The following is a 15,187-nucleotide window of genomic DNA, read 5'->3' as shown; positions in this document are numbered from 1 at the left end:
TCTATTCCCAAACTGTGGTTTTTTCTTTTATCTTAACCTGCCCGCCAGTTTAAGCTTTAGCCATTAAGCTAAAGATGTGTTGGGAGTTAACTACAACAAAGAGTTCACATTACACGCTTATGTCCTCAGAATATCGTTATCAACTTCCTATAAAACAAGGGGATACTCGTCAGCTAGGTCAACTGACTGGTGCCGCTTGTGCTCTAGAATGTGCCGAGATCATCAAACGTCACTCTGGATTAGTCGTTCTTGTTACTCGTGATATGCAAAATGCATTGCGTTTACAAGATGAAATCCGTCAGTTTTGTGATTATCCAGTAGAGACATTATCGGATTGGGAAACGCTGCCATACGACAGTTTTTCACCTCACCAAGAAATCATCTCAAACCGCCTTTCTACGCTATACCGTATTCCATCACTTCTCAAGGGAATTTTAATCTTACCTGTCAATACGTTAATGCAGAAAGTCTGCCCAACGGATTATCTCGCAAGTCATGCGTTGGTAATGCAAAAAGGAGAGATACTTTCTCGTGATAATTTACGTAAAACATTAGATGAAGCGGGATATCGCCATGTCGAACAAGTATTAGAACATGGGGAATACGCAACGCGTGGTGCATTATTAGATTTATTTCCTATGGGAAGTGAATTTCCTTATCGTATTGATTTTTTCGATGACGAAATAGATAGCCTGCGTACTTTTGATGTCGATACACAACGGACATTAGCTGAAGTTGATCAAATTAATTTACTGCCTGCACATGAATTCCCAACAGATGCAAATGCGATAGAAACTTTCCGTAGCCAATGGCGTGAACGGTTTGATGTAAGACGTGATCCTGAACATATTTATCAGCAAGTAAGTAAACACATATTGCCAACGGGAATTGAATATTGGCAATCCCTGTTTTTTGAACAGCCTTTATCTAACTTATTTGCTTATTTCCCTAAAAACACATTGATAGTGACGCAAGATCTACAAGATTTTGCAGAAAAATTTTGGCAAGACATTAATCAACGTTTTGAAAGCCGTCGCGTTGATCCTATGCGACCACTGTTACCACCAGATGATATTTGGCTGAATGTTGATAAATTTAATAAAGAGTTAAAACAGTGGCCTCGTATTCAACTTAAAACAGAAACGTTGCCAGAAAAAGCGGGACAGACCAATTTAGGCTATCAACCTCTTCCTGATTTATCGATTAACGCTCAAAGCAAATCACCTTTAGATAACTTACGCCGATTCCAAGAACAATTTTCAGGTAGTGTTATTTTCTCTGTTGAAAGTGAAGGACGACGCGAAACCGTACAAGAGCTTTTATCGCGGATAAAAATAGCACCTAAGCAAATCATTGAATTATCTGATGCTCAAGAGAAAGGTTTTTACTTTATAATTGGTGCTGCTGAACATGGATTTATTGATAACCATCGTCAATTAGCCATGATCTGTGAAAGTGATATGTTAGGTGAACGCGTTAATCGTCGTCGCCAAGACAATCGTCGTGCTATTAATACAGATACCTTAATTCGCAACCTTGCTGAATTAAGCATAGGACAGCCCGTTGTTCATCTTCAACATGGTGTTGGTCGCTATCAAGGAATGACAACACTAGAAGCTGGTGGCGTTAAAGCTGAATATTTGATGTTAAGCTACGCGGGTAATGACAAGCTTTATGTTCCTGTTTCATCACTGCATTTAATCAGTCGTTATTCTGGTGGCGCAGATGAAAATGCCCCACTACATAAATTGGGTGGCGATGCATGGGTAAGAGCTCGCCAAAAAGCTGCTGAAAAAGTACGAGATGTCGCAGCAGAGTTATTAGATGTTTATGCTCAACGCGAAGTAAAAACAGGCTTCGCCTTTAAAATGGATAAAGAGCAATACCAATCATTCCGCCAAAGCTTTCCTTTTGAAACAACACCTGATCAAGAAATGGCTATCAATGCTGTGCTTAGCGATATGTGCCAAGCCATTTCAATGGATAGACTCGTCTGTGGCGATGTCGGATTTGGTAAAACAGAAGTGGCGATGCGCGCTGCATTTCTTGCCGTTAACAACAATAAACAAGTCGCTATTTTAGTACCAACCACCCTATTGGCTCAGCAACATTTTGATAATTTCCGTGATCGTTTTGCTAATTGGCCCGTTAACATTGAGATGATCTCACGTTTTCGTAGCGCAAAAGAGCAACAGCAAATCACAGAAAAACTGGCCGAAGGTACAGTTGATATTGTCATTGGCACACATAAATTGCTTCAACCAAATATTCAGTGGAAAGATTTGGGGCTATTAATTGTCGATGAAGAGCACCGCTTTGGTGTTCGCCATAAAGAGCGAATAAAAGCCATGCGTGCTAATGTCGATATATTAACGCTAACAGCAACGCCTATTCCTCGTACGTTGAATATGGCAATGAGCGGTATGCGTGATCTTTCTATTATTGCAACACCACCAGCACGTCGCTTATCGGTGAAAACCTTTGTGCGAGAATATGATGACTTAGTGGTGCGCGAAGCTATCTTGCGTGAAACATTGCGTGGCGGACAAGTTTATTACTTGTATAACGATGTTGAGAATATCGAAAAAGCCCGTGAGAGACTGGCTGCACTCGTTCCTGAAGCACGTATTGGTATTGGTCACGGACAAATGCGTGAGCGTGAACTTGAACGTGTGATGAATGATTTCCATCACCAACGTTTTAATGTGTTACTTTGCACCACAATTATTGAAACAGGTATCGATATACCAACCGCGAACACCATTATTATTGAACGTGCAGATCACTTTGGTTTAGCGCAATTGCATCAGTTACGTGGTCGCGTAGGTCGTTCTCATCATCAAGCTTATGCTTATTTGTTGACACCTCATCCTAAAGCAATGACAAAGGATGCTCATAAACGTTTAGAAGCGATTGCTTCACTGGAAGATCTGGGTGCTGGTTTTGCATTAGCCACTCATGATTTAGAAATTCGGGGCGCGGGAGAGCTATTAGGTGAAGAGCAGAGCGGTCAAATGAATACCGTTGGCTTCTCTCTTTATATGGAATTGCTAGAAAGTGCAGTAGAAGCGCTTAAAGAGGGTAGAGAGCCATCACTTGAAGATCTCACCAATCAACAAACTGAAATTGAATTAAGAATGCCAGTCTTGTTGCCTGATGATTACATTCCTGATGTAAATGTCAGACTTTCATTCTATAAACGAATTGCCAGTGCGATCGACTTAACAGAGCTTAATGATCTAAGAGCAGAGTTAATTGATAGATTTGGTAAGCTGCCTGATGCAGGGCGTTATCTACTGCGTAATGCTGCTATTCGCTTAAGTGCAATGAGCTTGGGTATCACTCGAATTGAAGCTCATGATAAAGGCGGATTTATTGAGTTTGGTGAAAAGAATAAGGTTGAACCAGGATATTTAATCAGCCTACTTCAAGAACAACCTGCTATTTTCCGTTTAGATGGTCCATCAAAACTGAAATTTATTACAGATCTCACTGAGCGTGAGAAACGACTCACCTTTATTGATGATATGTTAAGTGCGTTCGATGATCATAAGATCAAATAACCACATATTTATGATTTTTTGAATCAGTAAAAAGGCGTAATTGAAGTGGTTTCACTCCTTCATTACGCCTTTTTTATTCTTTAGATTTAATCTTTACGGCAAGGTACTTTTTCATTCATAGAACAATAAGGTTCTTGTTCTAAAATCAGCCTACCATCAGAATCTAATGCGATAATTTCACCAGGTTTAAACGTGGTACGTACTTTGCCCGGTGTTCCATCGATAGTATAAAGCACATCATAACCAACAATTCTACGCTCTTGACGATAAATCGGGATGCACTCTTTAAATTGAGGATAAGGGAAATTAGCAATATTGCTGTTATTGAGTGCTTCAATCATATAAAACACTCGACACTCTTGCTCTGCGGGATGAAATCGTGACAATTTTTCTGGTGTAAAAGGTGTAGGTAAGCCAATTCGATGACAATACTCTTCTGTTACAAAAACAGTCGATTTAATAGGTGTAGCCGAAACGACATGAGCGTATTGAGGCTGGGGAAATACCCACCTCCATGCAATAAATGAAAGAATAGCTAATACAATGATTAGTCCTATTAGTGTGTACTTTCTGACATTAACACCCACTTTTACCCCTTTTTATTTGTTTTATCCTTAATTGCCACAGATACGTAATAAAAGCCACGGTTTCACTCTAACTGGCTAATATATTTACTATTCAATAAATGAATTCTCTAATCTGATAGCTTAATTCAACATCCATGCTGATTAACATAATAAGTAAACCACGTATTTATGACATGTTAAATACACCACTTATTTCTGTTTTAATTACTTAATTAAATACTAACTACATTCTTAGGACTTACACATTATATTAAGATAGATCTTAATTTATTAAGCTGAAAAAATAAAAATCGTCATGCTACTTATGATACATCATTATGATAACACTAAGTTAACAAATGTCGCCTAAAAATAGACGATATTCCATATTTAACGCATATTATAAAATTTACTTTTAAGATTTGTAAAATTATTTTACCCATTTAAATACGAGTAAAAATAACAAGTTAAGCTTATTTCTAATAATTTTCACTTATTATCTTTCTAATACAAATCTACGAAACACCATAACATTTTATTTGATGAATTAATGAATTAAACATCATTTTTTATTTAAGAAAAGTCTTAAATAATTTAGCGTAATAAATAAAATAAATGTTATCTTTAATATTACAAGTTTAACCTTAATAATAAAATTATATTTATCATTACTCTATTGAGCTTTAGCGTTATCGGTTATTTCTGATATAGGCAGACAAATCATCTAGTGCTTTATGCTATGTTTATTTATTTTATTTGGATATTCTCATTTAATTATTTAATTTAAAATAAAAAATAGATAAAAAACCCTCATAAAATATGAGGGTTTAAAAAAGTAACTTTTGTCTTATCTGTAAAGCAAAAGATAAATTAATGAAGTTTTAGTTTAGGTCTAATTACTCGGTTGATTGATCCGACTAACATCATAAGTCCAGTTTTGATATAACCATGCAACGCTATTTGATGCATTCGATATAAAGAGATATAAACAATCCGCGCTATGCGCCCTTCGATCATCATGTCCCCCTTCATCAAATTCCCCATCAAACTCCCCACGGTACTAAATTTAGAGAGTGAAACTAATGAGCCGTGATCGGTAAACACATAATCTTTTAGCGGTTTATCTTTTAACATTGCTAAAATATTGCTGTAACAACGACTTGCCATTTGATGTGCGGATTGTGCTCTTGGTGGAACAAAACCGCCTTCTTTTCTTGGACAAGAAGAACAGTCACCAATTGCAAAGATAGACTCATCTAAGGTTGTTTGTAAGGTAGGTTTAACGACCAACTGATTAATACGGTTAGTTTCTAGGCCAGCAATCTCTTTCATAAAATCAGGCGCTTTAATACCTGCTGCCCACACCATTAAGTCAGCATCAATATGCTCACCATCTTTGGTGTTTAATCCACCTTCATCTGCGCTTGTGACCATGGTTTTGGTCATCACTCGCACACCTAATTTGGTTAATTCCTGATGTGCAGCACTAGAAATACGCACTGGTAATGCAGGTAAGATACGCTCTCCAGCTTCAACCAAAGTAATATTTAATGCTGAAGGTGCTAATTTTTTTAATCCATAACTATTAAGCTGACGTACTGCATTATGCAATTCAGCTGAAAGTTCAACACCCGTTGCACCACCACCCACAATCGCAATATTTACCTTACGATTTTCTTCTTGTGCATTGGTATCTGCTGAGTATTTTAAAAATAAATTTAACATTTCGTTATGGAAACGATGTGCTTGTTGAGGACTGTCCAAGAAAATACAGTTCTCTTTAATACCTGGTGTGCCAAAATCGTTTGATTTACTGCCTAACGCCATCACTAAAATATCGTAGTCTAATGTACGTTCAGGTACGAGCAATTCTTGCTCTTCATTATAAATAGCAGCCAATGTGATATTTTTTTGCTCACGATCAAGCCCTGTTAATGAGCCTAATTGGAAATTAAAATGATGGTTATAGCCGTGTGCTAGATAACTTAAAGCATCAACACCATCATCTAAAGAGCCCGTTGCTACTTCATGTAAAAGGGGTTTCCATAGATGACTGTTGTTGCGATCCACTAAGGTGATCTCTGCTTTTTTGCTGCGTCCTAATTTATTGCCTAATTTGGTCGCCAGTTCTAAACCACCAGCGCCGCCACCGACAATAACAATTTTTTTTAATGACATTTAACGTCACTCCATAAAGATATTTACTGTTGTTATTTAAATAGCCTTAGTGAAATCTACTTAAATAATGACAGTTAAATCGTTTCTGCTGTTATTTTTGTTCTTAAGCAAGTTAATTGGAAAGATGGTCATACCAAAGTTGATTTATATCAAAAATATTTGAATATTCATATCTATTTTTTGAAGAAAATAGTTGTTTTTGCCTTTTAGTGACAAATAAATCACCATTTAAAACATAGGGATATTGGTTTTATCAATTAATACAATGAACTAGAAAAATAAGCATAAAAGGATTGTTAAAATCAGTCGTGATCATTGAGGTGATAAAAATAAGGGGTCGGAAAAATGTTGAAAAGAGATAGATAGAGAGGACGGTATGAACGTTTTAACTACGTTAGATAAAAAAATGGATGGAACAAACACCATCCATTTTAAACATATGACTTTAGTCTTACTCTTTACGATTAAACGCTTTAATTTTAAATAGATGCTCAGAGAGGCTCTTAAATTTATGCGTTTGCACTTCATCCCAAATTACGGAGTAATAAGGTGATAATTCATCAGCAGAACGCTGATTATCTAAAACCTCATCATTACGAGATAAAATCACTAAAGCGTTATCTTTGTTTTTAGAACGAAAATCTTTAATGCATTTCGTTGAGATATCTAAATATTCTTCAGGTCTGTCGATTTTGTCTGTCATGTTTTCGTAAGGAAAAAGATTAGGATTAATCATTACCTGACGAATATTACATAAGAAACCAATACGCTCTGCCCAATATCCACCTAATCCTACGCCGCAAATTAATACTGGCTCTTTCGTGGATTTAATCACTTTATCCGTTTCTTTCAGTAAGTGTTGCATGTCATGACGAGGATGCAACGTACTGTAGCTTAAAAAGCGGACATCAGGATCAATAAACTGTAGCTGTAAAACTTTCTCATGATTTCCAGGACTTGTGGAATCAAAACCATGTAAATATATAATCATGCTCGCTCCTGCCATTGCTCCTGTAATTGGGTCAGCAACTGATTCGCTTTTTTCCAACGATCAGAGGTTTGTAGCTCACTCAATGTGTAACGACCTCGGTGATGGTACAATGTGGAAATGCGTTCTGCTTTGACAGAGGACAGGTTATCTAACACACTCACCGCCCCTTTTCGGTTATTACACACTAAAAGCATATCACAGCCAGCATCTAGCGAACGTTGTGCTCTTTCTGCGTAACTTCCCATAATAGCTGCCCCCTCCATCGATAAATCATCAGAGAAAATAACGCCTTGGAAGCCTAATTGTTCACGTAAGATGGATTTCAGCCAGTACGATGAGCCACTTGCCGGACGCTCATCAATCTGAGAATAAATGACATGAGCTGGCATAATGGCATCTAATAACTGGCGTTGAATAAAATCTTTAAAAATGGACATATCATGTTGGCGAATATCATCTAAAGAGCGATCATCACGAGGCGTTTCTTTATGAGAATCAGCCCTTACAGCACCATGTCCAGGGAAGTGTTTTCCTGTTGATTTCATGCCCGCAGAGCGCATACCTTTGATAAAGCTCTCAGCCATTGTCATGGCAATTTCAGGGGAATCATGGAAAGAACGCTCGCCAATGGCGATACAGTTATGACCTAGGTCGAGCACAGGTGCAAAACTGATATCAATATCCATGGCAATCATTTCTGATGCCATTAACCATCCCGCTTCTTGTGCTAAATGACTCGCTTGATAACCTTCATTTAGTGCCGCATAAGATTGAGCCGCAGGCAATCGTGTAAAACCATCACGGAAGCGCTGTACACGTCCCCCTTCTTGGTCTACTGCAATCACAAGGCGCTCATGAGATGCATCACGAATTTGGCGAACTAATTCATTTAATTGTTCAGCATCGTGGAAGTTGCGGGTAAAAAGGATTAATCCACCGACAAGAGGATGCTTTAAAATTTCACGCTCTTCACTATCGAGTTCATATCCTTCAACATCAAGCATTACCGGACCCATAACATTCCTCTCTTTGTAATTGTGACAAGATAATGTCTTTAATTCGTCAGACTGAAATAGCGACGTAAAGGTTCAGACATTATTAAAAATGATCCATCTTTTGTTTGTTGCCAACGGACTTCATACCACATTAGCATCATATAAAAAATGAATGGCTCTCTTGATAGAATACGCTTTCTCAATTCCTTCACAGAATAAACATCCGTCTCTTTGGATTGAGCATAATGACAATGATACGAATAATAATAATCCAAAAACGTATTTTGTTGCGCTTCATTGAGTTGGTTTGTTGCAAAGAACGTCATCAATGAATCCGCTGTATCAATATCGGCCGCATATTCCCAATCAATAAATTTTATACCCGAATCACTAAGAAGAATATTCTCAACATGTAAATCCATGTGAGCAGGCGCGTATTTTATGAAATTGCATCGCGGTTGGCGTAAAAAATGTTGTTGTAAGCGTAACCATTTAGCAGATAAACGTTTTCTATCAATACTCTGCCAATAAATTAATAATTCATGATTTAGGTTAAGAGGAAAACCTAACGGTGTGTGTTGATGAAGTATGGCTATTTTTTCAGCCAACGGTTTTAAATAAGTACTAAAAAGTGATTGGTGAGTAAGATGCTCGCCCTGTAACCAATAAAGAAAAAACCACTCTTTATAACGTGTGGCAACTTTAGGTGATAAATTAGATCCTGATAGCTGTTTTAAAATGGCGTATTCTTTTCTTCCATGTACATAAAGCGCTTTTTTTTCATCGCCATAATAGCGAGCAACCCAGTCAATATCTGCACATTGCACGCGAAAAGCACCACCGCCAGCGCCTTCTAATGCTGTGATTTTCCATTTGCTTAATGCCGTTGCAGGGAAAAGCGCTTGCAAGGCATTAAGCAAACTTGAGTAATGCAGATCACTCAACCTTATGGCGCCCGTTCCAAAGAATTTCACCAGAAGAAACCGACATTAACTGCATACTGATCACACGGTTATCTTTTTTACCATCAACGGTTGAGAATAAAATATAATCAGCTTTCAAATAGCGGGCCAAGCCAATCGCTGCACTACGAAGACCTAGGCTATCTTCACCAGATAAACCAAGGGCTTTTCGTGCTGACATCATTTGCGTGTAAGGCACGGTTTGTAACGCACTAATACTATTAACTGATTCGATAATCGTATTGGTTGCATTTACCGCTTGGATGTTTCCACCCGAATTATTTTTAACATTATCAACAACGATAAGCTTACCTGCCTCTAAATCACCAGTAACCGCCATTTCTCTAATTAAAGGAGTGACAGCAACATTCCAATTAATACTCGTGATTTTAGGTGGCGTTGGCACAACTTCAATTGGTGGCTCTATCGGTTTAGGTGGCTCTACTGGCTCTGTAGGTGTCACAGGCTCCACAGGTACAGGCGGTTGTTGTGGCAACATAGATGGACAACCCGCTAATAAAAATACAGACATCGCCACAAATAGAACTCTTTTCATGCTCGTGTTACCTTATCCTAAGTAAAGAGATAAACTCTGACATAACTAATGGTTTTATCTGGTATATCACCACTAATTTCGGCATCACCATCACCAAGAATAGTCACATCATTTACATTCCCAGCAGGAGAAACTTCAAGTCCTTGTTCGTTATACCAATAAAAACGATAGCGAATAGAAACAGGGTAAGATTGTGTATTTGATAACATGACTGTCGCTTTTGTGCCATTAGCATGGTGTTCAATGGTTGGCTGGCCAGCAACAACGCCTACAACTAATACCGAAGGCTCCATAATAATAGCCTGCTGACGATTGAAATAGAGTTTATTATCTGAATGAGATGATAAACATCCTGAAAGCAATGTCGTCATAAATACAGCGATAAGTAATGAACAAATGGCCTTACCTTGTCTTATCATGTATTACTTCCTGTTATCCTGCTGTTAGCATCACATCCATTACTGGCTTAATAATGGCCCTAATGGTTTTCCGCCAAGCAAATGCATATGAATATGGAAAACTTCTTGTCCACCATGTTTATTACAGTTCATCACTAAGCGGTAACCGTCTTCAGCAATGCCTTCTTGTTGTGCAATTTTTGCCGCAACTACAAAAAGGTGTCCTAATACTTGCTCATCTTCCGCAGTAACATCATTTACAGTAGGAATAAGTTTATTAGGAATAATTAAAATATGAGTGGGTGCTTGAGGTGAAATATCACGAAATGCAGTCACAGTATCATCTTGAAAAACGATATTGGCTGGGATTTCACCACGAATAATTTTACTGAAAATTGTTTCTTCTGCCATTTCCATCACCTTATTATTTATTTTAATTCCTGATTAATTCTATTAAGCAGGTAAGTTTTGAATATGAAAGAGCTTAGCAAAATTGCGTGTTGTTTGTTGCGCTAACTCTTCAACACTGACGCCTTTTAAGACAGCCATATATTCTGCAACATCACGGACATAAGCTGGTTGGTTTTCTTTTCCGCGATGAGGAACTGGCGCTAAATAAGGGGAGTCTGTTTCAACTAAAATTCTATCAAGAGGAACAATGCGAGCAGCTTCTCTAATTTGTTCAGCATTTCTAAATGTTACGATGCCAGAAAAAGAAATATACATTCCAAGATCAAGTAATGCTGTTGCAGTTTCTTTATCTTCAGTAAAGCAATGCAGAACACCGCCACAATCTTGAACTTTCTCTTCTTTTAAAATGGATAAAGTATCTTCTCGAGCACTGCGTGTATGCACAATAACGGGTTTATTAACTTGGCGTCCAATACGAATATGCTCACGGAAAATTTCACGCTGTAAAGCCGCATTTTCTTGTTGGTAATAGTAATCTAGCCCTGTTTCACCTAAAGCCACAACATCAGGGGCAGCGGCTAAACGTGCTAATTCTTCAATATCATGACCTTCATCTAAATTTAAAGGATGGATCCCACAAGAAAAGGCGATATTGTCACGTTTACCGATTAGCTCACGCATACTCTTAAAGCCCGGTAATGTGGTTGCCACTGCTAACATATATTGAACATCACGCTGCTGTGCTTTTTCGACAACATCATCAATATTTTCATGTAATTTTTCATAATCTAAGCAGTCGAGATGGCAGTGTGAATCAACTAAAAACATAACTTACTCTCATTTATCTGGTACGACTTATATACTCGTCATCCTTCAAGTTGCAGGGGTGTTGGCTACGCTCAGCTACCCGAATCACACACATGAGTATGCTCATCGGGATATCTTTGCTTGCCCCCTACCTACAACTCGAATGATTTAGAATATAGGTGTTTTTTATTACAGCTAAATCATAATTAATATATAGCTAATTAATTTTTTGTGGCTAGCTGATTTTCCCAATCTAGCAGTTGCTCTGCCAGTAATAATTCTTTATTTAAGGCTGGAATAGTCATTAACTGATAGCGACACTGTTTCCATCCATCAATAGTGGATAATAAAATATCCGAAGGCCATTGTGATAACGCCATAATCAATGCTTGCTGGTCTTGATTCACACAATACACTTGTGCATTGGTTTGGTATTTTAATGCATCAAGCAGTAGTGATAATAACCAATACAAGCGGCGTTCTGCATTATCTTGATTTAATTGTGGTAAAAATGCATATAAATCACGTTGTTGGATGCTTGCATATAAAGCTTGGCAAAAAGCCTCTCTTTCTTTCCACTCATCTTTCAATAATGAAAGCGCTAAAACGGGGGCATTCTGAGATAAATTTAATGCTGTCACACTATTTGCATAAGGTATGTTTGGTAATTGTTGCTGTAACCAGTGCGTTGCGTGTTGGATATCTGGCGTTGCCAAATGGTAATAAAAACAACGGCTACGCAATGTCGCTAATAAAACCTCTGGTTGCTGACAATTCAGTAAAAAATAGGTGTTTTTAGGCGGCTCTTCTAACGTTTTAAGCAATGCATTGGCTGCCGCTTCAGTTAATGCTTCAACGTCTTTTATCCAAACAACTCTAAAACCACTTTGCTGAGCATGATGCTCCAGCTTTTCAGTCACTTTTCTTACTGCTTCAATACCAATCGAGGACTTACCCTTTTCACTCTGCAAAACATGCCAATCAGGATGTGTTTCAGCAAGCATCAATCGACAGCTATGGCATTCATTACAACTTTTTAATCCCTGTTTATTCTGGCACATTAACCAACGACTTAACCCATAAGAGAGTGCTTCTCCTCCCATGCCTTCTATCGCATGTAAAAGCAAAGCATGATGACCTCGCCCTTCTTGATACATGCTAATAAGTTGTCGATATGCCTGATTTAGCCAAGGATACCAATTCATAGTGATTTATTTTCCTGCTGAACTAGCCACGTTGTTAATGTTTGACGGATATCTGCTTGTACTTTTTCAATAGCTTGAGATGCATCTATTGTGATAATAGAGTCATCACCTTTGGCTAAGGCCTGATAACGTTCACGAGTACGATAAAAGAAATCCATTGATTCTTTTTCAATTCGGTCTAATTCGCCTCTAGCACGCGCTCTGGCAAGACCAATAGCCGGATCTAAATCAAGATATAAGGTTAAATCAGGGCGAAAATCACCAAGAACCGTATTACGAAGTGACAACATAAGATCTTTATCTAAGCCGCGTCCACCACCTTGATAAGCTTGTGAAGAGAGATCGTGTCTATCCCCAATCACCCATTTACCTTCTGCAAGCGCAGGTTTTATCACGTTCTCAACAAGCTGAACACGCGCTGCATATAGCATTAAGAGCTCTGCTTTATCTGTCACTTTTTCGCCATCAATACCTTGCTTGATGAGTTCACGTAGTTTTTCAGCAAGCGGTGTGCCACCCGGTTCACGGGTAAAAGCCAGATTGGTGATACCTTGTTCTTTTAATGTATCAATAACCGTTTGAATTGCGCTGGTTTTTCCAGCGCCTTCTAATCCTTCAATTACAATAAATTTGCTGTTGTTCATAATTATCTTTGTTGTAAGCGTCGGTATTGCGCGACGGCCTTATTGTGTTCATTGAGTGTGGTTGAAAATTTATGACCACCCGTTCCATCCGCAACAAAATAGAGATAACGTGTATCCGCTGGATGTGCAGCAGCTCTAATTGAAGCAACACCAGGCATTGCTATTGGTGTTGGTGGTAAGCCATCAATTTGATACGTGTTATAAGGTGTATAGCCATTTAAATCACTACGGTAAATCGTGCCTCTATATTTATCACCTAAACCATAGATGACTGTTGGATCAGTCTGTAATCGCATATTAGTTTTTAATCGATTGACAAAAACAGACGCAACCTTTGTTCTTTCAGCATCAATACCCGTCTCTTTTTCAATAATTGATGCCATGATAAGCATTTCATAAGCCGATTTATACGGTAAGTCACTATCGCGTTTAATCCACTCTTCTTCTAATGTTTTTTCCATTTGTTGGTAGGCACGCTTTAAAATTGCGACATCGGTCGTACCCGCAGTGTAATGGTATGTATCTGGCGCGAACCAACCTTCTAGATTAGTAATTTCAGGTTTTATTCCTATTTCTTGGCGTAATTTATCAGCGTCCAGAGTATGTGCAACAGTTGTTAGTTGAGGCGCTTGCTCAAAAATAGATTGCCAATCTTTTAAACGGCTTCCTTCAATAAAACGGATTGTAAACTGTGCCTCTTTACCACTTTTGATAAGCAGTAAAACATCACGTAACGTCATACCCTTTGTTAAGCGATAAGTCCCCGCTTTAAATTGGCTTAGCTCTGGCTTTGCTTTTAGCAAAATTTGGAAATAATCTCCTTCATTAAGCAGATTATTTTTTATTAGCAGTTGCTCCATGGCAACACGCCCCGTTCCTGCTGGAACAGTAAGTAACATTTCATCTTGTTTTACAATAACATTTTCTTCTAAGCCTCGAATATGCTGCATCACATACAACGCCATTGCACCAAGGCTAATTAATAAGGCAAAAAAAACTATCCATACTATTTTTTTTATCTTCATTTATAACTCATTAAATTCTATTTAAGTGACAAACTGTGTTGTAAAACAACATGATAATAATCCCTACTAGGATATTGATAGCACTTATCATCTGAAAAAGTGATTTGTGAAACGGGGATCACTGGCATCAACGCATTTGTTAACCATATTTCATCAGCTTGATAAAGTGTTTCAGGTTTTTCTCTCACAATATCAATTTCCCAATAATTTTTTTGAGCTAATTGAAAAATGGATTGACGCATAATGCCATTTACCCCTGAATTAGTCAGATTTGGTGTAAAAAGCCTATTTCCTTTGCGCCAAAAAAGATTTGCTGCATTAGCTTCAACTAAATATCCTTCATTATCACACACTAAAACATCATCAAATTCTGTTTTTTCTAAATGATATTTGATAAGGACTTGTTCTAAGCGATTGAGATGTTTTATCCCTGCCAACAAAGGATTTTGCCCTAAGGTAACAGGACTTATACCAAGCGATACACCTTCACTTTGCTGGTGGAGATAATGGGTAGGATAAGATGATAGTGATATTATTACTGTCGGCGTTATAAATCCATTGGAGGAATATCCTCGTCCACCATAGCCACGACTAATGATAACCTTAATAACACCTTTCGTTTGAGTGTCTGAGGCAATATCTATAATGTGCCTTTCTAAGTCAGACCAATTTGGATGTGGTAGAAAAAGCGCATCACAACCTTGTTTTAAGCGATTGATGTGGGCAGGTAACAAAATAGGGTTGCCATACTCAACGGCAAGCGTAGTAAAACAACCATCACCAAACTGTATTGCGCGGTCGCTTGCATCGACATTTTGTTGCTGTTGTCCATTTACCCAATACATCTAACACACCCTACATCTATGTTATTGATATCAATCTGTAC

14 protein-coding genes are annotated in these 15,187 nt (G+C 38.0%); 1 reads left to right on the top strand and 13 read right to left on the bottom strand.

The genetic code is table 11. The annotated features are described in order from the left end of the window. Positions 1–119: 119 nt before the first annotated feature. The gene (gene mfd, locus JEP71_RS15565) at positions 120–3,563 is read left to right on the top strand and encodes a transcription-repair coupling factor (RefSeq protein WP_198620643.1); all 3,444 of its coding nucleotides are present in this window, start codon (positions 120–122) and stop codon (positions 3,561–3,563) included. Positions 3,564–3,649: 86 nt separating this feature from the next. On the opposite strand, the gene umoD is transcribed toward mfd, so the two are convergent. From umoD to pabC, 13 genes are all read right to left on the bottom strand, one after another. After that, positions 3,650–4,150 carry a flagellar biogenesis regulator UmoD gene (gene umoD, locus JEP71_RS15560; RefSeq protein ID WP_109372894.1) on the bottom strand — a complete coding sequence of 167 codons (501 nt, stop codon included), beginning with the start codon at positions 4,148–4,150 and terminating at the stop codon, positions 3,650–3,652. A gap of 849 nt (positions 4,151–4,999) precedes the next feature. Continuing rightward, positions 5,000–6,307 carry an NAD(P)/FAD-dependent oxidoreductase gene (locus tag JEP71_RS15555; RefSeq protein ID WP_109372893.1) on the bottom strand — a complete coding sequence of 436 codons (1,308 nt, stop codon included), beginning with the start codon at positions 6,305–6,307 and terminating at the stop codon, positions 5,000–5,002. Between the two features lie 451 nt (positions 6,308–6,758). Next, on the bottom strand, positions 6,759–7,298 hold the full coding sequence (gene ycfP, locus JEP71_RS15550) for an alpha/beta hydrolase YcfP (protein WP_109372892.1): 540 nt from the start codon (positions 7,296–7,298) through the stop codon (positions 6,759–6,761). Further along, positions 7,295–8,314, bottom strand: coding sequence for a beta-N-acetylhexosaminidase (gene nagZ, locus JEP71_RS15545; RefSeq protein ID WP_109372891.1), 1,020 nt, complete (start codon positions 8,312–8,314; stop codon positions 7,295–7,297). Before nagZ ends, ycfP begins: the two co-directional genes overlap by 4 nt. 38 nt (positions 8,315–8,352) lie before the next feature. Further along, a complete protein-coding gene (locus JEP71_RS15540) occupies positions 8,353–9,237 on the bottom strand; it encodes a phosphotransferase (protein WP_198620644.1) in 885 nt (294 codons plus the stop codon). Continuing rightward, the gene (locus tag JEP71_RS15535; RefSeq protein WP_198626533.1) at positions 9,230–9,811 is read right to left on the bottom strand and encodes a penicillin-binding protein activator LpoB; all 582 of its coding nucleotides are present in this window, start codon (positions 9,809–9,811) and stop codon (positions 9,230–9,232) included. Before JEP71_RS15535 ends, JEP71_RS15540 begins: the two co-directional genes overlap by 8 nt. A gap of 17 nt (positions 9,812–9,828) precedes the next feature. Beyond that, positions 9,829–10,230 (bottom strand): YcfL family protein, encoded by a 402-nt coding sequence (locus tag JEP71_RS15530; protein ID WP_109372888.1) that lies wholly within the window; start codon positions 10,228–10,230, stop codon positions 9,829–9,831. Positions 10,231–10,269: 39 nt separating this feature from the next. Next, the gene (gene hinT, locus JEP71_RS15525) at positions 10,270–10,620 is read right to left on the bottom strand and encodes a purine nucleoside phosphoramidase (RefSeq protein ID WP_036913377.1); all 351 of its coding nucleotides are present in this window, start codon (positions 10,618–10,620) and stop codon (positions 10,270–10,272) included. A gap of 42 nt (positions 10,621–10,662) precedes the next feature. Beyond that, positions 10,663–11,448 carry a metal-dependent hydrolase gene (locus tag JEP71_RS15520; protein WP_196533132.1) on the bottom strand — a complete coding sequence of 262 codons (786 nt, stop codon included), beginning with the start codon at positions 11,446–11,448 and terminating at the stop codon, positions 10,663–10,665. A gap of 200 nt (positions 11,449–11,648) precedes the next feature. Continuing rightward, positions 11,649–12,632: a DNA polymerase III subunit delta' gene (gene holB, locus JEP71_RS15515; protein ID WP_198620645.1), complete on the bottom strand. Its 984-nt coding sequence runs from the start codon at positions 12,630–12,632 to the stop codon at positions 11,649–11,651. Continuing rightward, positions 12,629–13,276 (bottom strand): dTMP kinase, encoded by a 648-nt coding sequence (gene tmk / locus JEP71_RS15510; protein ID WP_109372884.1) that lies wholly within the window; start codon positions 13,274–13,276, stop codon positions 12,629–12,631. The genes holB and tmk overlap by 4 nt, the downstream gene beginning before the upstream one ends. A 2-nt stretch (positions 13,277–13,278) precedes the next feature. After that, a complete protein-coding gene (mltG, locus tag JEP71_RS15505; protein ID WP_198620646.1) occupies positions 13,279–14,301 on the bottom strand; it encodes an endolytic transglycosylase MltG in 1,023 nt (340 codons plus the stop codon). Between the two features lie 17 nt (positions 14,302–14,318). Beyond that, entirely contained in the window at positions 14,319–15,146 is an 828-nt protein-coding gene (pabC, locus tag JEP71_RS15500) for an aminodeoxychorismate lyase (RefSeq protein ID WP_198620647.1), read from the bottom strand. Between the last annotated feature and the right edge of the window lie 41 nt (positions 15,147–15,187).

Origin of the sequence: Proteus sp. PR00224 (genome assembly GCF_016238105.1) — a bacterium.
GTDB lineage: Bacteria > Pseudomonadota > Gammaproteobacteria > Enterobacterales > Enterobacteriaceae > Proteus.
The sequence above is the reverse complement of the archived record's forward strand: the minus strand, read 5'-3'. Positions and strand labels throughout refer to the sequence as shown.